Annotated in this window: 14 protein-coding genes; 7 read left to right on the top strand and 7 right to left on the bottom strand. The window is 69.2% G+C overall.

Features of this window, described 5'->3' with window-relative positions; translation table 11 throughout:
• Positions 1–24: 24 nt before the first annotated feature.
• The 3 genes from AC5RV6_RS08710 to AC5RV6_RS08720 all read right to left on the bottom strand — a co-directional run bounded on the left by AC5RV6_RS08710 (position 25) and on the right by AC5RV6_RS08720 (position 4,069).
• A complete protein-coding gene (locus tag AC5RV6_RS08710) occupies positions 25–1,611 on the bottom strand; it encodes a polysaccharide deacetylase family protein (protein WP_494006912.1) in 1,587 nt (528 codons plus the stop codon).
• A 53-nt stretch (positions 1,612–1,664) separates the two neighbouring features.
• Entirely contained in the window at positions 1,665–2,654 is a 990-nt protein-coding gene (locus AC5RV6_RS08715) for a dTDP-glucose 4,6-dehydratase (protein WP_494006913.1), read from the bottom strand.
• 68 nt (positions 2,655–2,722) lie between these two features.
• Positions 2,723–4,069: a nucleotide sugar dehydrogenase gene (locus AC5RV6_RS08720; RefSeq protein ID WP_494006914.1), complete on the bottom strand. Its 1,347-nt coding sequence runs from the start codon at positions 4,067–4,069 to the stop codon at positions 2,723–2,725.
• A 389-nt stretch (positions 4,070–4,458) separates the two neighbouring features.
• Between AC5RV6_RS08720 and AC5RV6_RS08725 the strand changes: the two genes are divergently transcribed.
• Both AC5RV6_RS08725 and AC5RV6_RS08730 read left to right on the top strand, forming a co-directional pair.
• Positions 4,459–4,899 (top strand): acyl-CoA thioesterase, encoded by a 441-nt coding sequence (locus AC5RV6_RS08725; protein ID WP_494006915.1) that lies wholly within the window; start codon positions 4,459–4,461, stop codon positions 4,897–4,899.
• Positions 4,900–4,995: 96 nt separating this feature from the next.
• Positions 4,996–6,660, top strand: coding sequence for an ABC1 kinase family protein (locus AC5RV6_RS08730; protein WP_494006916.1), 1,665 nt, complete (start codon positions 4,996–4,998; stop codon positions 6,658–6,660).
• 66 nt (positions 6,661–6,726) lie between these two features.
• Here AC5RV6_RS08730 and AC5RV6_RS08735 read toward each other — a convergent pair whose 3' ends face one another.
• Positions 6,727–8,034 (bottom strand): MFS transporter, encoded by a 1,308-nt coding sequence (locus tag AC5RV6_RS08735; protein ID WP_494006917.1) that lies wholly within the window; start codon positions 8,032–8,034, stop codon positions 6,727–6,729.
• A 181-nt stretch (positions 8,035–8,215) separates the two neighbouring features.
• On the opposite strand from AC5RV6_RS08735, the gene AC5RV6_RS08740 reads away from it, so the two are divergent.
• Genes AC5RV6_RS08740 through AC5RV6_RS08750 form a run of 3 tightly spaced genes read left to right on the top strand, consistent with a single transcriptional unit; the run spans position 8,216 to position 11,816 of the window.
• Positions 8,216–9,088 carry a shikimate dehydrogenase gene (locus tag AC5RV6_RS08740; RefSeq protein ID WP_494006918.1) on the top strand — a complete coding sequence of 291 codons (873 nt, stop codon included), beginning with the start codon at positions 8,216–8,218 and terminating at the stop codon, positions 9,086–9,088.
• 22 nt (positions 9,089–9,110) lie between these two features.
• Positions 9,111–10,979 carry a bifunctional sugar phosphate isomerase/epimerase/4-hydroxyphenylpyruvate dioxygenase family protein gene (locus tag AC5RV6_RS08745; protein WP_494006919.1) on the top strand — a complete coding sequence of 623 codons (1,869 nt, stop codon included), beginning with the start codon at positions 9,111–9,113 and terminating at the stop codon, positions 10,977–10,979.
• A gap of 51 nt (positions 10,980–11,030) precedes the next feature.
• The gene (locus AC5RV6_RS08750) at positions 11,031–11,816 is read left to right on the top strand and encodes an IclR family transcriptional regulator domain-containing protein (RefSeq protein ID WP_494006920.1); all 786 of its coding nucleotides are present in this window, start codon (positions 11,031–11,033) and stop codon (positions 11,814–11,816) included.
• Between the two features lie 81 nt (positions 11,817–11,897).
• Here the strand turns inward: AC5RV6_RS08750 and glsA are convergent, their stop codons facing one another.
• From glsA to gad, 3 genes are read right to left on the bottom strand one after another with little or no spacing between them, the layout of a single operon-like run.
• Positions 11,898–12,851: a glutaminase A gene (gene glsA / locus AC5RV6_RS08755; RefSeq protein ID WP_494006921.1), complete on the bottom strand. Its 954-nt coding sequence runs from the start codon at positions 12,849–12,851 to the stop codon at positions 11,898–11,900.
• Positions 12,848–14,563: a glutamine/gamma-aminobutyrate antiporter GadC gene (gadC, locus tag AC5RV6_RS08760; RefSeq protein WP_494006922.1), complete on the bottom strand. Its 1,716-nt coding sequence runs from the start codon at positions 14,561–14,563 to the stop codon at positions 12,848–12,850. Before gadC ends, glsA begins: the two co-directional genes overlap by 4 nt.
• Before the next feature lie 18 nt (positions 14,564–14,581).
• A complete protein-coding gene (gene gad / locus AC5RV6_RS08765) occupies positions 14,582–15,979 on the bottom strand; it encodes a glutamate decarboxylase (RefSeq protein ID WP_494006923.1) in 1,398 nt (465 codons plus the stop codon).
• 321 nt (positions 15,980–16,300) lie between these two features.
• Here gad and AC5RV6_RS08770 point away from each other — a divergent pair, with 321 nt between their 5' ends.
• Together AC5RV6_RS08770 and AC5RV6_RS08775 are read left to right on the top strand one after the other, a co-directional pair.
• Complete coding sequence (locus AC5RV6_RS08770) at positions 16,301–16,714, top strand: Hsp20/alpha crystallin family protein (protein WP_494006924.1); 414 nt, start codon at positions 16,301–16,303, stop codon at positions 16,712–16,714.
• A 22-nt stretch (positions 16,715–16,736) separates the two neighbouring features.
• Positions 16,737–18,803 carry an MFS transporter gene (locus tag AC5RV6_RS08775; protein WP_494006925.1) on the top strand — a complete coding sequence of 689 codons (2,067 nt, stop codon included), beginning with the start codon at positions 16,737–16,739 and terminating at the stop codon, positions 18,801–18,803.
• Positions 18,804–18,811: the final 8 nt, after the last annotated feature.

Below are 18,811 nucleotides of genomic sequence, written 5' to 3' on the forward strand. Positions count from 1 at the left end.
AGCAGAAATGCACCACTGCGGCGCCTATCCGCCATGGTCCTGCCCGGAGGCGTCCGGCTCTTCAGCGCCGGCTGCCGCAGCGGGTGCACCGTCGGCGTTGAACAGGGAGTAGTCATCGCTGACCAGGGTTCCCTCGCTGACCAGGCCCAGGCCGAAACTCAGCGCGGTCGCGCCCTCCGGCACCGGCGGGGTGGTCCAGCTGCCCTGCCGGAAAGTGCTGCTGGACGGCAGCAGGGAACTGGCGGTCCAGTACTGCCAGCGGCCCTCCGCGTCGCGGTAGTACAGGCTGAACTGCGCGCGGGCGTCGGACTTGTACCAGGCGCGCACTGAGTAGCGCTGGCCGGGCAGGACCGACACCGCGCACTCGCCCAGGTCCTGGCGGGTGACGAACTTGGCGTCGCCGTCCCGGTAGCCGCTTACCTTCACCTCCATTGCGAGGCTCCCTTCCATGCCTTCGGTGATGCCGTAGGTGCGGTCGTTGTCGCCGAAACCGCCCTGCTGCCAGCAGACGGGCAGGTCCCCGGACCACTGTTCGAGATCCGCGTTGCGCACCCCGTTCTCGCCCGGAGCGAGAGGGGCAGGAGCCGGTGCGGCGGCCGCCTCCTTCAGCGGCCCGCCGATGACGTCCTGCACCGGCTTCACCACCACGGCGCCGTCGGCGGTGCGTGCTGCGAGCCAGGACACAAACTCGCGGAACAGGTCCTCCTCGATGCTGATGTAGTCGCACTCGATGGGACACAGGCCGTGGAAGGTCAGGATCGTCCAGGTCCCCGGGGGCGCCTGCAGGACCTGCCCCTGGAGGTCGGCGAGGGTCCAGTCCGCCTCCACCTGTGCCGGTGCCTTCAGGACGTACGGCTCGGCGGGGAGCAGGCTTTCCGCGGGTGGACAGCTGAGGCATCCTTCGCTGGCCGTATCACCCAGGGCCCGGGCGCTGTTGTATCCGCACGCGGCCACCTGCTGTTCAACCCCCTCGTTGCCGGAGGCGAACGGGTAGGCGAAGTTCGTCGGCGTGAACCCGTACGTCAGGAGGTTCTGCCGGTCCTGGCAGATTTCCCGGGCGGCCTCCGCCTGGTTCAGCCCCACCAGCTCCTTGTGGGAGAAGGTGTGTCCGCCGATTTCATGTCCGTCGGCGGCCATCTCCTTCGCCTGGCGGAGGGTGAGATAGCCGGGCAGGTCCAGCAGGCCGGAGTTGACGTAGAAGGTTCCCTGCATCCCGGCCTCGCCCAAGATGTCCGCCATCCTGGCTGCACCGGCCAGTCCATCGTCGAAGGACAGGCTCACCACGGTCTGTCCCGGCGCCACGCTGAACGACTCATTCGGGTCATAGGCGGGCACCGGGAGCGCGACGGCGGCGGCCCGCTCCCGGCGGGCGTCGTCGGCGGCGGCTTTTTCCGCTGCCAGCCGGGCCTCGGCCTGCACCCGGTCGAGGTCGTCGCTGACGGTCTGGCCCTCGGGGATGCCGGGACCCAGGCCCAGGGGAGCAAGGAGGAATGAGCCCCAGGCCAGGAAGGCGGCCGGCAGCGCCAGGACCACCGCCAGGGCCAGGAGCTGCATGGAACGCTTGTGCTGACGGGGAGGGGCATCCGGGGAGTTCGGGATGTCCGGGCTCATGTGTGGTCCTTCTGTGCTGGTCGTGGTTACCGGGCGGCCTGTGCTGGTCGTGGTTACCGGGCGGCCGGGGTGCCCGCCGGCGTCGGGGTCTCAACACCTGCCGCCACCGCGAGGATGATCTCGTCGAGGGTGGTGGCAGGTGCGAACCCGACCAGCTCCCGGGAACGGGTGTTGTCCGGAACCCTGCGGCGCATATCCTCGTAGCCCTCCGCGTAGGCCTGCTCGTACGGCACCAGCGTGATGGTGCTGCGGCTGCCCAGCAGCTCGACGATGCGTCGGCCCAGCTCGAGGATGGAAACCTCCCGGTTGCCGCCGAGGTTGTAGGCGTTGCCGAGGGCGTCCGGGTGCTCGGCGATCCTGACCAGGGCCGGCACCACGTCCGAGACATAGGAGAAGCATCGGGTCTGGGTGCCGTCGCCGAAGACGGTGAGCGGTTCGCCGCGCAGGGCCTGCCCGACCAGGTTGGGCACCACCATCCCGTAGCGGCCGGTCTGGCGGGGCCCGACGGTGTTGAACAGCCGGACAATGGCCACTTTCAGCCCGAACTGCTTCCAGTAGGCGTGGGCAAAGGCTTCATCGATGCCCTTTGCGGCGGCATAGGTCCAGCGCGACTTCAGCGGAGAGCCAAGGATCCGATCCGCTTCCTCGTCGAGGGCATCGGATGTGTTCTTTCCGTAGATCTCACTGGTTGAGGCGAGCAGCAGGACCGCCCCGGCGTCAAGGCAGGCGTCGAGGACGGCTTCCGTGCCGTGGATGTTGGTGCGCAGGCTTTCCAGGGGGTGGTCCACGATCAGGCGCACCCCCACTGCTGCGGCCAGATGGAACACCCGGTCGCTGCCGTTGATGACCGCGCTGACCAGTTCCCGGTCCAGGATGCTGCCGCGCACGAAGCGCAGGTTGGGGTGGTCCATGACGCCGGCGAGGTTGGCAAGCGAGCCGGTGGAGAGGTCGTCAAGGACAGTAACCTCGTCGCCTGCCGCGATCAGGTGCTCGGCCAGGTGGCTGCCGATAAAGCCGGCGCCGCCGGTAATGACTGTCTTCATGGGAATGCGCTTCTCTTTTCGTTGGCTGGGGCCGGCGGGACTGCCGTCGGCCGGGAAGGGGTCCGGACTCAGAGGGGCACCGCGGTGTCGTGCCCGCGGAGCTGGTAGGTGGCATCGAGGACCAGGGGGACCTGGTCCAGCCATTCGAGCGGCACCCCGGGGTGGCGCGTGTGGAGGAGGGCCACGTCGGCCTGGAACTCCGCGGGGGCCGTGATCGTGTCCAGCGGCAGCCCGTGGCTGCGCAGCGTGGGCACCAGGGGGTCGATGTAGCCGACGACGGCGCCTGCGGCGCGCAGGGCGGCTATGATCTCCAGCGCCGGCGACTCGCGGACGTCTTCCACGTTGGGCTTATAGGCCACCCCGGCCACGAGCACCTTGGAACCGGCCAGGCCCAGTCCCCGGTCGGAAAGCAGGGCACGGATCCTGTCCACCACGCGCCCTGGACGGCCGGCGATGCCCTGCATCGCCTGCTCAATGACGGGGGCCGAGACGCGGCTGCGCTTCAGCTGCCAGAGCAGGTAATGGGGGTCGCACGGAATGCAGTGTCCGCCCACCCCCGGCCCGGGGGTGAAGCGCATGAAGCCGAAGGGCTTGGTGTCGGCGGCGTCGATGACGTCCATGACGGGGATGCCGAGCAGGGTGCAGATATCGGAGAATTCGTTGGCCAGGGCAATGTTCACCGCCCGGAACGTGTTCTCCAGGAGCTTGGTCATTTCGGCGGCCTCGGGCGAGGGGACCACGTGGACGCGGGGAACGTACTTGGCAAGCAGGGAGCGGGCGCGCTCGCTGCACGCGGCCGTGATGCCGCCGACCACCCGCGGCACGTCCTCCTGGGAGAAGTCGGCGACGCCCGGGTTGATCCGTTCCGGGCTGAACGCCACGTGCACGTCCGTTCCCGCGATGAGGCCGCGCTCGGCCAGCGGGACGGCGAGGAGTTCCCTGGTGCTGCCGGCGTAGGTGGTCGAGGTCAGCATCAGCAGCTGCCCCGGCACGGCCTGCGCCACCACGGTGCGGCACGCGCTGCGCAGGATGCCCAGGTCCGGGACCAGATGTTCGTCAACGGGAGTGGGCACCGCGATGATCACCGCAGCGGCCTGCCGGATGTCCGCCGGCTCGGCGGTGAGGGCGAAGGCCGGGTCGTGGAGGGCGCGGGAGAGCCGTGCCCGGTCGTCGGGAAGCAGATCCGCGGCTTCGCTCCGGATCACCTCAAGACGGCGGCTGCTGACGTCGTGGCCGAGCACCCGGTAGCCCGCCTCCCGGAAGGCAAGCGCCGTCGGAAGGCCGACGTAGCCGAGCCCGACGATCGCCACATCGTAGTCGAAGGCGGCGTCGGACCCGGCGGTGCCGGCCAGGCCGGCTGCGGGGGAATCGGTGTCGCCGAGTGAGGGGCGGCTGTGCAGATCGGGAAGAGCCATGGTAGTTCCCTGTCTTCATTGGCTGGAGCGTGTACGCCCGGCGCCCTTCCCGACGGCCCGCCCAGCGGCCGGTCGGCCGATGCAGCAGGCCGGGAAACGCCGGACCGGATAATCGAGAAGAGGCTAGGAACAGGGGAACGGCCGGGCATACGTAGGACCTACGGGCGGAGTCCTACATTCGACGGCCGATGGGTGTGACCGTTACGGGTGGGATGCGCATTTTTTTGCTGCGGCTACGTGGGCCAGGGCGCGGGCCGGTGGCCGGCGAAGGGTCCGTGGGAGGCATCCCACAAGGGACGATGGGCCCGCGGGAGATGTTGGGCGCAGGGCGTGTGGAGCTGCCTCACATTGGACCCAAGGGGCCCAATTACCGCAGCTACGCTGGACATATGGAGCCAGAGAGCATCAATTTCCACACCCGCAAATGGGTACGCCCCGAAGACCTGAACGCGAACGGAACCCTGTTCGGTGGAAGCCTGCTCCGATGGATCGACGAGGAAGCCACCATTTACGCGATCCTGCAGATGGGCAACGGACGGGTGGTGACAAAGTTCATGTCCGAGATCAACTTCGTCAGTTCCGCCGAGCAGGGCGACCTGATCGAGATGGGCCTGCGCGCCACCCGCTTCGGGCGGACCTCGCTCACCATGCGGGCCGAGGTGCGCAACATGGTCACCCGGAGCAGCATCCTGACCATCGACCGGATCGTCTTCGTCAGCCTGGATGAGTCCGGCAACCCCACGCCCCACGGCTACACCGACATCACCTACGACCGCGACCGCCTGCCCTCCACGCACACTCCGGCGGCGTTCCGCCCCGCCGTCGGCTGAGATCCTGTTCGGAAGCCGCAGGGCGCCGCTAGGCTGGGGGCGCACCCCCGGAGCCGGGAGGCCCAGGCACATGGACAGGACAGGACAGGACAGGTAATGATCCGAAACCAGCTGGACCGGTACCGCCAGATCGGGGAGATCCTGTCCCGGAACGGGCTGGGCTGGCTGGTGTCCGCCTCCGGGGTCCAGGACCGGCTGCCGTTCCTGGCCCGGGTGGCGCCCAAGGCTGAGGGAACGCGGCCGAAGACCAGCCCCGAATATGTCAGGGCGGCCCTGGAGGAGCTCGGCCCCACCTTCGTGAAGCTCGGCCAGCTGCTCTCGACCCGGCCCGACCTGCTGCCCCCGGCATACCGCGACGAACTGGCGAAGCTGCAGGACGCCGCCCCGCCCGTGCCGTGGAGCCAGGTCCGCGAGGTGCTGGTGAGCGAGCTGGGACATCAGTGGGAGGGCATGTTCACCTCCTTCGAGCATGCGCCCCTGGCCAGCGCGTCCATCGGCCAGGCCCATGCCGCGACGCTCGCCGACGGCACCGACGTGGTGGTCAAGGTGCGCCGGCCGGGGGTGGTGGAACAGGTTGATGAGGACCTGGAGATCCTCAGGAACCTCGCCCACACCCTGGACCGCCACTGGGAAGCCGCGTCCGACTACGACCTTGCCGGCATTGCCGACGAGTTTGCGGACACCCTGCGCCGGGAGCTGGACTACCTGGAGGAGGGAAAGAACGCCGAGCAGTTCGCCCGGAACTTCGCCGGGGACCCGGGCATCCGTATTCCGAAGGTGTACTGGGACGCCACCACCTCCCGGGTCCTGACCCTGGAGCGCCTCCGCGGGCTGAAGGTCACGGATACGGCCGCGCTCGACGCCGCAGGCATCGACCGCCGGGCGCTGGCCGAGCGCGCGGCCGGCGCGGAGGTCAAGATGGTGTTCGAGGACGGGTTCTTCCACGCGGATCCCCACCCGGGCAACCTCTTCATCGAGCCGGACGGCACGATCGGACTGATCGACTTCGGCATGGTGGGCAAGGTCGACGAACGGCTGCGCGAACAGTTGTCGGCGCTGTTCGTTGCGGTGATCCGCCGGGACCCGGAACGCATGGCCACGTCCCTGATGCGGGTGTCGGTCTCGCCCACCAGAGTGGACCGCGCACGGCTGGTCACCGACCTGGGCCCCTTCATCCGCCTGTATCAGGGCCGGGACCTGGCACATGTGCAGATCGGCAGGCTGATCACCCAGGCACTGGGCATCCTGCGCCGCCACCACCTCCAGCTGCCGCGGGAAATGGCGCTGCTGCTGAAGATGCTGGTGATGACCGAGGGAATGGGGGAGGTGCTCGATCCGGGCTTCAGCCTGGGACAGACACTGGCGCCCTATGCCCGCCGGATGGCCGCGGGCCACCTGTTTCCGGCCGGATACGCGAAGCGCCTTGCCCGGGCGGGCATGGAAGCCCTGGAGCTGGGCACCGAGCTGCCGGACCAGATCCGGCGGTTGGTCAACACCCTCGACATCGAGGGCCTCGAGGTGCATCTGCGGGCCTCTGAACTGGCTCCGCTCGTGGAACGGCTGGAAAAGGTGGGAAACCGGATGGTGGCGGCCATCTTCGCCGCCGCGTTCATCCGCGGCGTCGGAGAGCTCACCCTGGGCGACGTCGACCGCTGGAAGAGCTGGCAGGCGCCGCTGATGACCGCGGGCCTGGCGTCGACCGGCGCGCTGGGCGGTTACCTGGCCTGGAGCACGCGCCGGGCCGCGCGCAGCCGCGGCTGATCTGCAGACAGAGCAGGGCCCGGTCGGCATCGCTGCCGGCCGGGCCCCTTCTGTCGGTGGAACGGATCAGCGCAGGCCGAGTTCCGCCGTCGGGGTGCGGAAGCTTTCCCGGGCAGTGAGGGCCGAGACCGAGGCGATCAGGCAGATGGCGGCCGTGAACCAGCTGATGGTGACCCAGCCGCCGGGCTCCAGGCCGCCGAGGGCCGCGACGATCGACGGGGCGAACCCTGCCATGAGGAAGCCGAGCTGGGTGCCGATGGCCAGGCCGGAGAAGCGGACCTTCGCGCTGAACATCTCCGCGTAGAAGGAGGGCCAGACGGCGTTGGCGGCGGCGTACCCGCAGCCGAAGACCACCACGGAGAGGGTGAACTGCAGCAGGGAGTTCCCCGATTCCATGGACCGCAGGTAGAAGGGCATCACGACGGCGCTGGCGACGGCGCCGTAGATGAACACCGGCTTGCGGCCGAACCGGTCTGCGGCAAGGCCGAACAGCGGCTGGGTGAACAGCGCCGCGATGTTGCCGGCGACCACCAGCCAGAGCGTGATGGCGGCGTCCACGCCGCCGACGGATTCGCCGTACTTGATGGCCAGGGTGCCGTACACGGTGGAGACCGCCGCAATGAACGCGCAGCAGATCACGCGCAGCACGTCGCGCCAGTGGTGCTTGAGCAGGACGCCCACCGGCAGCTTGGCGATCTCGTTCTTCGCCTTGGCCTCCTGGAAGGTGGGGGTCTCCTCCAGGGTGCGGCGGATGAAGAACGTGACGACCACGACGACGGCGCTCAGCCAGAACGGGATCCGCCAGCCGATGCCGTACTTGATGTCGTCCGGCAGGGCCATGACGGGGATGAAGATGAGCGCGGCGAGGATCTGGCCGCCCTGGGTGCCGGTCAGGGTCCAGGAGGTGAAGAAGGCGCGGCGGCCGTCGGGAGCGTGCTCCAGAGTCATGGAGCTGGCGCCGGCCTGCTCGCCCGCGGCGGAAAGGCCCTGGGCCAGGCGGCAGAGCACCAGCAGGGCGGGAGCCCACCAGCCGATGGTGTCGAAGGTCGGCAGGCAGCCGATCAGGAAGGTGGAGGCACCCATCAGGACCAGGGTGAACATGAGGATCTTCTGCCGGCCCACCCGGTCCCCGAAGTGGCCGAGGATGACGGCGCCCACCGGCCGGGCGATGTAGGCGAAACCGAAGGTGGCCAGCGACATGATGCTGGCCTGGGCGTCCGCGTCGGGGAAGAAGACGCGCGGGAAGATCAGCGCCGCGGCGGTGCCGAAGATAAAGAAGTCGTAGTACTCGACCGCGCTGCCCATGAAGCTCGCCGCGGCGGCCTTCTTGGGGGTCTTGGCGGTGGCCGAGCCGGCGTGTGCCGGTGCGCTCATGGGGGCCTCCAGTAGGGGTTCTGTGCGAAATACGCACAGAAGTGCTTCATGCGAACAGCAGCCAATGTAACCCGCACCACGTGACGACCGCAACAGCAGTGTGCGTAAAGCGCACAATTGTGCAGTTTGTGAACACCCGGTAGCGTGGGCGGTGCCCGCCACCGGGCCTGGAAGGAGAATCGTGAGCACCACCACCGAGTCCTGGCTCGTCGGACTGATCGGCGAGGGCATCACCGCCTCGCTGACCCCGCCCATGCACGAGCGCGAGGCCGCCGAGCACGGCCTGCACTACCTGTACCGCCCCGTGGACCTCACGGCGTCGGGCCGGGCCGGCACCGAAGTCGGCGACCTGCTGCGCTACGGGCGGGACCTGGGCTTCAACGCCTTCAACGTCACCCATCCCTGCAAGCAGCTGGTCCTGGAGCACTTGGACGAAGTCTCCGACGACGCCGCGGCCCTGGGCGCCGTCAACACGGTCCTGATCCGCGACGGCCGTTTCGTCGGGCACAACACCGACCACTCCGGGTTCGGCACGGCGCTGTCCACCGGCCTTCCCGGCGCGCCGCTGCACCAGGTGGTGCAGCTCGGCGCCGGCGGGGCCGGCGCCGCGGTGGCCTATGCGCTGCTCAAGGCCGGGGCAGGCACGCTGTCCCTGGTGGACCTCGACTTCGACCGGGTCCGGGACCGTGCCGCCGCGCTGGCCGGGCTGTTCCCCGACGCCGTGGTCCGGGCGGTGCGGCCCGAGGAGCTCCCCGTGGCCCTGGCCTCCGCCGACGGTTTCGTGCAGGCGACGCCGGTGGGAATGCATTCGCATCCGGGAATGCCGGTGGACCCCGCCCTGCTGCGCCCGGAGCTCTGGGTGGCCGACGTGATCTACCGCCCGGTCCGCACAGAGCTGATCGAGGCGGCCGAGGCCCTCGGCTGCCGCGTCCTCGACGGCGGCCACATGGCGGTGGGCCAGGCAGTGGACGCCTTCGAGCTCATCACCGGCATCCGCCCCGACGCCGCCCGGATGCGCGCCCACTTCCTCGACATGATTGACCGCGGGCTCTAGGCCCGGAACGGAAAGCGAAACGATGCGCACCTCCATTGCCACGGTCTGCCTCAGCGGCACGCTGGAAGAGAAGCTGCACGCCTGCGCCGCCGCGGGCTTTGACGGAGTGGAGATCTTCGAGCAGGACCTGCTTGTCTGCCCCCTCAGTCCGGAGGAGATCCGTGACCTGGCCGCCGGGCTGGGCCTGAGCCTGGACCTCTACCAGCCCTTCCGGGACTTCGAGGGCGTGGACGAGCAGCTCCTCGCGGGCAACCTGCGCCGGGCGGAAGCCAAGTTCGCGCTGATGAACCGGCTGGGCATCGACACCATGCTGGTGTGCAGCAACGTGGCCACGGCGACCATCGACGACGACGCCGTGGCCGCCGCCCAGCTGCGCCGCCTCGGTGAGCTGGCAGCCGGATACGGGATCCGCCTGGCCTATGAGGCGCTGGCCTGGGGGCGTTTCGTCAACGACTTCGAGCATGCCTGGCGCATCGTCGAGCTGGCGGACCACCCCAATGTGGGCACCTGCCTGGACAGCTTCCACATCCTGTCCCGCGGCTGGGATCCGGCGGGAATCGAGCGGATCCCCGCCGGAAAGATCTTCTTCGTGCAGCTGGCCGATGCCCCGGAGCTGTCCCTGGACGTGCTCTCCTGGAGCCGGCACTACCGCGTCTTTCCCGGTGAAGGCGCCTTCGACCTGGCCGGGTTCATGGGCCACCTGGTCCGCAGCGGCTATGACGGGCCGGTCTCCCTGGAGGTGTTCAACGACGTCTTCCGCCAGGCCGCCGTCGACCGCACCGCGGTCGACGCGATGCGGTCGCTGATCTGGCTTTCGGAACGGACCTCCCTGCACCTCGCCGGCCGGGACGGCGGTGCCGGCGCGCCGCGGATGAGCCTGGCCACGCTGCCCGGCGTCGAGGAACCGCACGCCGTGAGCTTCGCCGAGGTCACCGCCGGCGATCCCGAGCCCATCCGCACCCTGCTCTACCAGCTGGGTTTCACCACCCGGGGCCGGCACCGCAGCAAGCCGGTGGAGCTGATGACCCAGAACCAGGCCCGTGTGGTGATCAGCACCGGGCGGCAGCCGGACCGCGCCGCCGGGCTCTCGGCGCTCGGGCTGGACGTTGCCGACGCCGCAGCGGCGGCCTCCCGGGCGCTGCAGCTGCAGGCAACTCCCGTTCCGCGCCGCAGCCAGGCCGGCGAGCAGGTGCTGCAGGCCTTTTCCGCACCGGACGGCACCGAAATCTTCCTGTGCCCGGCAACGGCGGGCGAGCCGGCATGGGCCCGGGAGTTCGGCCCCTCCACGGCGGATTCGGCGACGGGGGCGATCACCGGCATCGATCACGTGAACCTTTCGCAGCCCTGGCAGCACTTCGACGAGGCCGTTCTGTTCTATGAGTCCACGCTGTCGCTGGCCCCGCGCCCCAGCGAAGAGGTGCCCAGCCCGATGGGGCTGGTGCGCAGCCAGGTGATGCGCAGCCGCAGCGGAGCAGTCCGCTTGGCCCTGAACATCGCCCCGCCGGTCTTCGACGGCGCCGGCGACGGCTCCGGGTATCCGCAGCACGTCGCGTTTGGCTGCACCGACATTGTGTCGGTGGCCCGGACCGCCGTCGAGCGCGGCCTCGAGTTCCTGCCCATCCCGGCGAACTACTACGAAGACCTCGCCGCCCGGTTCGACCTCGAACCGGACCTGCTGCGGACCCTGCAGGAGCTCAACCTGCTGTACGACCGCGACGCCGAGGGCGAGTTCCTGCATTTCTACACCTCCACCGTGGGCAGCCTCTTCTTCGAAGTGGTCGAACGCCGTCCCTCGTACGAAGGGTACGGTGCGCCCAACGCGGCCGTTCGGCTGGCCTCCCAGTACCGGCGCTCGGGTGTCCGGCAGGCCGCCGCAGGCCCGGTTCGGTAACATCGCCTTCGAGGGGGCCGCGCCGGTTCCGGGAAGCAGCAGGGGGAGTGCATGGCCGGGGACGAACGGAGCTGGTACGTCAAGAGCGTCGAAAAGACGTTCGCCGTGCTGGACGCCTTCACTGCCGAGTCCCCGCGGCTGAGCGTCAGCGATGTTGCTGCGGCCGCGGACCTCAGCCGGGCCGCGGCACGCCGGTTCCTGATGACACTGGCGGATTTGGGCTACGTGAGCCTGCATGAGGGCCGGTACGAGCTGGCTCCCCGGTCGCTGAGCATCGGATCATCCTTCCTCTCCGGCCTGACCCTTCCGGCGGTGGCAGAACCGCACCTGCGCGCCCTGGCCTCGGACCTGATGGAAACGACGTCCCTGTGCGTCCTCGACGACACCCGGATCGTGTACGTCGCCCGGGTCATTTCACCGCGGCTGGTGAATGTCTCCGTGAATGTCGGCACCTCCTTCCCGGCCTGGGCCACGTCCATGGGGCGGGTGCTGCTGGCCGGCCTTGAGCCCGCGGACCTGCAGGATCGGCTCGCCCGCAGCGACATCCGCCCGTACACCGCGCGCACCGTGTCGTCGGCGGAGCAGCTGCGCAGCGAGCTCGACGTCGTCCGCAGGCAGGGCTGGTCCGTGGTCCGGGCGGAACTGGAGGAGGGCCTGAGCGGCGTCGCCGTTCCGGTGCGGCTCGGCAGCCGGGTGGTGGCTGCCGCCAACGTCTCCCTCCACCGGCACCGGGGCGCCGAAGCCGTCGAGGCCCTGGTGCTGCCCCGGCTGCGGGATGCGGCCGCAAAGATCAGCGCCGACTACGGCATCCGGCCCCCCGCTGCGCAGCCGGGCTGACCGGCGGCGGACAGGAGAAGGCCCTGCGGTGCGGGGACGCCCCCGCCCCGCAGGGCCTTCCTCCGGATCCACCCCTCCGGATCAGGACGCGTAGTCGCTGGCGTTGTACAGGTTCAGCTTCAACGCGGCCGCCACCTGGGCGACGGCGTGCCGGCCCCGCACGCTGTTGCCCGCCGGATCCAGCGGAGGAGAGAAGCCTGCTATGGCAAGGACTCCCGGCATGACGGCGAGCACGCCGCCGCCCACGCCGGACTTGCCCGGCAGGCCCACTTTGTAGGCCCAGTCGCCCGAGGCGGTGTACAGGCCCTCCATCGTCATTTCGGCGAGCATGGGCGGCACGAACGAGGGATCCGAGATGACCTTCTTCCCGGTGACCGGGTTGGTTCCCCTGGCCGCGATGGTCGCCCCCATGGTCGCCAGGTCCACGGCCGTCACCAGCGTCGAGCACTGGCGGGTGTAGACCTCGCAGGCCTCCATCGGATCGGAGTACATGGTCCCGGCGGAGTACATCAGCCAGGCGATCGCGCGGTTGTGGAAGTTGGTCGACTGCTCCGAGTCGTTCACCGCATCGCTCAGCGAGATCTGCCGGCCCGCGAAGTCGCTCTGGGTCTGCAGGATCTTCTGCCAGCGGTCCCCGGGCGAATCCGCCTGGATCAGTGACACCGTCGCCATCGCGCCGGCGTTGACCAGCGGCGACTGCGGTTTGCCTTCATGCAGCGTCAGCGCGATGACCGAGTTGAACGGCTCGCCGGTCGGGTCGGCGCCGATCTTGTCGTGGAAGGACTCCAGCCCCACGTCCTCCATGCAGCGCGCCATGGAAAACACCTTGGAAATGGACTCCAGCGCGAACTCGAACCGGGTGTCTCCGGCCTCGTACACATCGCCGTCGACCGTCACCACCGCCACCCCGAACAATGCGGGGTCAACGGAGGCCAGATACGGGATGTAGCTGGCGTTGGCGCCGCCGGTGTCGTTCACGTGGTCCGCATGGGCGGTCCGGACGGCATTTTCGATGTCCTGTCTGGATGGCATCATGTCGCTGAACTCCCGCCTGCCGCCGGACCGGGCCGGCGCCGCAGCCGCGGACGCTGCCGCCCGCCCGACGCCGCCGGGGTCCGTCCGCCGCTGTCGGATACCGGCTGCGGCGCGTCGTCGGTGCCGGAGGCTGAGGCCTTCGCACCGGTCCGGGACCGTTCTCCGCTGAGGAACTCATCGGAGAGGGTGCTGGTGGGCACCGAGGAGTCGTTCACGGTGCCCGGGTGCTTGCCCTCCAGCTGCCAGGTGAACGGCACGAATTCGCTGTCCGGGTCCCGCCAGTGCGGCTTGCGGAAGGCATAGATCACGAAGGCCAGTGCCACCATGACCACGGCGGCGCCGACCAGGATGCCGACGTACAGCTCCGGGGAGCCGACGGCGATCTGGTCCGGCGGTATGAAGCTGAAGGCGAAGGCCATCAGCGAGCCCAGGAAACCGACGCCGCCCACGATCCACATGCCGACGTCGCCGCCGGGCACCTTGTAGGGCCGGGGCCGGTGCGGCTGGCTGTACCGGAGATAGATCGCCGCGGCGAACATCAGCAGGTACATGATCAGGTAGAGGATGACGGTCAGCTGGCTGAGGATCTGGTACGCCGCCTGGACCGAGGGCAGGACCACGTACACCACTCCCAGGGCCGTCACGAGCAGTGCCTGGAAGAGCAGGATGTGCGTGCCCATGCCGTGCTGGTTGGTGTGCTGCCAGAACCGGGGCAGGTACCCCGCCTTGGCTACGGCGAGCAGGCCGCTGGACGGACCGGCCACCCAGGTCACCACGCCGGCCAGCACCCCGAGCAGGAGCATCGCGGCGATGATGGGCCCGGCCCAGCCGATGCCCGCCCACTCGAACATGTCGTTGTAGCTCGTCAGGAGGCTCTGCGTGAGGTTGATGTCCGCCTGCGGCACCACGAAGGCGATGGCCAGCGTGCCGAGGACAAAGATCACGACCGTTCCGGCGGCGGCTATCAGCACCGCCAGCGGGTAGCTGCGGGTGGGGTTCTTCACGTCCTTCACATGGATGGCGTTCATTTCCATGCCTGCGTAGAACAGGAAGATGCTGGCTGCCAGCACCACGTTGGAGAAGTTGGTGAAGTCCGGAATGAGTTCATTCCAGCCGGTCTGGATCTGCAGCCGGTTTCCGGAGAACAGATAGGCGAAGCCGAGCACGATCAGGATGCCGGCGGGGATCAGGGTACCGACAATGCCGCCCCACTTGGCGACCCGGGAAAAGGCGCCCGCGCCGCGGAAGGCGATGAACGTGGCTGCCCAGTAGACCACCAGCACCACCGCCAGGACGAAGGCCTTGTTGCCGGAGAGCTGGGCGTCCAGGTTCGCGTTGGTGCCGGTATAGGCCAGCGACACGGCGCCGAAGGTCAGGACGGTGGGGAACCAGATGGACACCTCAATGAAGAGCATGAACATCGCGAGGAACGCCCAGCGCGCGCCGAACGCCTCGCCGACCCATCGGAACACACCGCCGGTTTCGGGCCATCCCGTCGCCAGCTCCGCCGCGACGATGGAGACCGGAATCAGGAACACGACTGCGGCCAGGACGTAGTAGAAGATGGAACTCAGCCCGTATTCGGCCTCTGCCGGCAGGCCGCGCAGGGAGACGATGGCGACGATGTTCATCACGGCGAGCGCGCCGATCGAGATGGTCGCTGTTCGTTTGGCCCGTGCCTGCCGGTCAGTCGATGCAGTGGAATCGCTCATACCACTCACCTCCAGGGTCTAGTGGTGGAAGCCGGGGTGGGCCGCTTCCGTGGGCATGGGCGCCGAGAGGTTCTCCAGGTATTCGGTTTCGGTGCGGATGTCCTCCAGCAGGCTGGAGGCCAGGTCCATGCTGAGGCCGTTGCGCACCACGATCCGCTCGACCGTGAGGTTGGAGAGGTCATCCGGCATCGGATAGGCGGGCACGAGCCAGCCCTTTGAACGCAGCCGCTCGGCCAGGTCGTAGAGCGTCCATTTGTCCGTGTGGCCCTGCTTGAGCCGCCAGGCGAAGACGGGAATGTCGGAGCCGTCGTTCCACAGTTCGAAGGGCCCGATCTCCGCGATTCCGTGCGAGAGGAACAGCGCCACATCCTGCGAGGCCTGCTGCACCTGGCGGTAGCCGTCACGGCCCAGCCGCAGGAACAGGTAGAACTGGAGCACGACCTGGGCCCCGGGCCGGGAGAAGTTCAGTGCGAAGGTCGGCATGTCCCCGCCGAGGTAGCTGACGTAGAAGATCAGGTCCTCGGGCAGCCACTGCCGCTCCCGCCACACCACCCAGCCAAGGCCGGGATAGACGAGCCCGTATTTGTGCCCGGAGGTGCTGATCGAGTGCACCCGTTCGAGCTGGAAGTCCCAGGTGAGGTCCGGCTGCAGGAACGGCGCGATCATCCCTCCGGAGGCGCCGTCCACGTGGATGGGGATGTCCAGCCCGGTCGAGGCCTGGATCTCGTCGAGCTTGGCGGCGATCTGCTGTACCGGCTCATACATGCCGGTGTAGGTCACGCCCATGATCGCGACGACCCCGATGGTGTTCTCGTCGACATAGTTCTCCAGCCCGTGCCCGTCAAGGCACTTGTGCTCCTCCGTGATGGGCACCAGCCGGGGCTCGATGTCGAAGTAGTTGCAGAACTTCTCCCAGCACACCTGCACCGCCGAACTCATGACGAGGTTCGGCTTCTCGGTGGACTTCCCTTCGGAGCGGCGCTTGTGCTGCCAGAGCCGCTTGAAGGCCAGGCCTCCCAGCATGCAGGCCTCGGATGAGCCGACCGTCGAGGTGCCGATCGTGCCCTGCGGATCCGGTGAGTGCCAGAGATCGGCGAGGATCTTCCAGCAGTACTGCTCAATGGCGGCAGTCTGCGGGTACTCATCCTTGTCGATCATGTTCTTGTCGTAGGTTTCGGAGTACAGCCGGTTGGCGTGGTCGTCCATCCAGGTGCTGACGAACGTGGCGAGGTTCAGCCGGGCGTTGCCGTCCAGCATGGTCTCGTCATGCACGATCTGATACGCGGTTTCGGGCATCATCTGCCCGTCCCGCAGTGAAAACTTCGGTGCGACGGTTTCTTCGCCCGGACGGGCGAACACGGGATTGACGGTGAGGAAGTCCCTCTGGCCGTTCTGGGATTCTCCGGCTTGCGGCATGGTCTTTGACCTCCAGTTCAGTGTCCCCAACTGACACCTCGCCGCGGTGCGCGGCGGCGGTCCTAGATTCCCCAAGGGCAGCGCGCAGTGCCGACTATACGCGCGGCCGAAAGGCCAATACCAGACAATGGAGCGGTTCCGGCGGCGGGCGCCGCGAGACGGTACGGGCGGTCCCCGCCCCGCCCCGGCAACCTGCGGGGGAGGCGGGCGCCGCCGGTGCCGGACCCGTTGAGGTACGCCCGCGCGCGGGCGTAGCCTGAACGGCAATACCGGCTCCGGCCCCGCCGGCAAGGCACCGCTTCCGCATACCCAGGAGGAACCATGGCTGGACTTTCACGACGCGACCGCTTCGAGCTTCCGGAGCCCGTGCGGCGTTTCTTTGAGGGGGACTGGGACGTCGCTTCCGGCTTTCCCATCGAGGAGTACAGGGACGGCCAGGCGCTCGTTGTCCGCGCCGACCTTCCGGACATCGATCCCGATACGGGCCTGGACGTCACCGTGGCGGACGGCGTGCTGCGCATCCATGCCGAGCGCCGGGAGGAGAGCAGCCGCCAGGGCAGGGAGGGGTACCGGACGGAATTCCGGTACGGCTCCATGACCCGCGAGGTCCGGCTGCCGCAGGGCGCGTCCGCGGACGACGTCGCCGCCTCCTACCGCGACGGCGTCCTCGAGGTCCGGGTGCCGCTGCCCGCAGCCGGGGACAGCGGGCGGAAGGTGCCGATCACCAGGAGCTGACCTTCGACGCCGGGAGGCGCGCATGATGCAGGGCAGCGGGTCCGGGGACGCACGAGGGGGCAGCCCGACGTCGGGCGCCGACCGGGCGGGCGGAACGGAGCCCCCGGGTTCCCGCGGTCGTGGAGGCGGCAGCCCCGCCTGGCTGGTCACCGCGGTCCTGGCCTGTGGCGGCATCGTGGTGTCGCTGGAGAAGACCGCCGTGGTCCCGCTGCTGCCGGAATATCCGCGGGTCTTCGGCGTCAGCAGCGACGACGTGTCCTGGCTGGTGACGGTGACGCTGCTCAGTGCCGCGGTGGCCACGCCGATCGTCTCCAGGCTCGCGGACATGTTCGGCAAGAAGCGCATGCTGCTTATCAGCATGGCCGCCATGGTGGCCGGGGGATACGCCGCAGCGCTGGGGGGATCCTTTGAATGGGTGCTCGCCGGCCGGACGCTGCAGGGGTTCGGCGGGGCGGTGATCCCGGTGGGAATCAGCATCCTGCGCGATGCCCTCCCGCAGCGTCGGATCGCCGCCGCCGTCTCCCTGATGAGTGCCAGCTTCGGCATCGGCAGCGCCCTGGGGCTGCCCATGGCCGGGCTCATCTATGAGCGGCTGGGCTGGGAGGCCACGTTCTGGGTGGTGGCGACCATCGCCTCGGTACTGGTGGCCGCGGTCTTCTTCTGCGTGCCGGAATCCCGGGTCCGCACCCCGGGGCGGTTCGACTGGACGGGAGCGATCCTGCTGTCAGCGGCCATGACGGCCCTGCTGCTGGCCATTACGAAGGGCGGGGTCTGGGGCTGGGGGAGCGGACCGATCCTGGGGCTGTTCACGGCGGCGGCGGTGCTGCTGGCGCTGTGGTTCCCGCTTGAGCTGCGCATCGGCGAGCCCCTGGTGGATCTGCGGACCTCGGGCCGGCGCCCGGTGCTGCTCACCAACGCGGCCACGATCCTCGTCGGGTTCTCCATGTACGCGAACATGCTGGTGACCACCCAGCAGCTGCAGCTGTCGCCGGAGACCGGGTACGGGTTCGGGCTGAGCGTGCTGACGGCGGGCCTGACCATGATCCCGTCGGGACTGGCCATGGTGGCCGCCGCCCCGCTGGCGGCGCGGATCACCAACCGGCACGGGGCGCGCCTGACGCTCGTGGTGGGCTGCGCGGTGATGGCCGCAGGCTATCTGTCCCGGGTGGTGCTGCTGCACTCCGTGCCGGGCATCATCACCGGCGCCGTCGTCGTCTCCGTCGGCACGGCCATCGCAATGTCCGCCATGCCGACGCTGATCATGTCCAACGTGCCCCTGACCGATACGGCGGCCGCCAACGGCGTGAACACGCTGCTGCGGTCGGTGGGCACCTCCACCTGCAGCGCCACCGTCGCGACCGTGCTGGCAGCGCTGACGGTCCGCATCGACGGCGCCGTCTTCCCCGGCGTCGACGCCTTCCGGCTGATCTTCCTCCTGGCCGGCGCAGCCGCGCTGGCGGCCACCGGGATCTCCTGCCTGGTGCCCGCCCCGGCCCGCCGGGAGGCAACCCATCCGGAGCTGCATGCGGCGCCCGGCGCCGCCCCGGCAGCCGTCAAACGCGAGGTGATGGTCACCGGCGTGCTGCGCGCCTCCGACGACGCCTCCGTGGCCGGCGGCACCGTCTCCGTCCTGTCCATGGACGGCACGCAGGTGGACTGGGACCGCGCCGACGACGGGGGCCGGTATGCCGTCGTCCTGCCCGGGGAAGGGCGCTACCTGTTCGTGGCCGGCCAGCACGGCTGGCGCCCCGTGTCCGAGGTGGTCACCGTTCCCGGCAAGGACACGGAACGCGACATCCGCTTCCAGCGGCGGCTGATGCTCAGCGGAACGGTGGCCCACGCCGGCCGGCCGCTGGCGGACTGCCTGGTGGTGCTGGGCCGCCCCACCGAGGCCGTCACCGCCGCGGCCCGTTCGGACGGAGCGGGCCGCTACGAACTGCCGCTGCCACGACCCGGAACCTACATCCTCGCGGTGGTGGAGCCGGACGGGGCGACCACGCACACCCGGCGGGTGGTCTTGCCCACATCCGATCCCGTGATCGATGTGGAGTTCGGAGTCGAAACACCGCAGACCGGGCTGCAGATCTAGGTCTTCCC

This window comes from Arthrobacter saudimassiliensis (genome assembly GCF_059090665.1).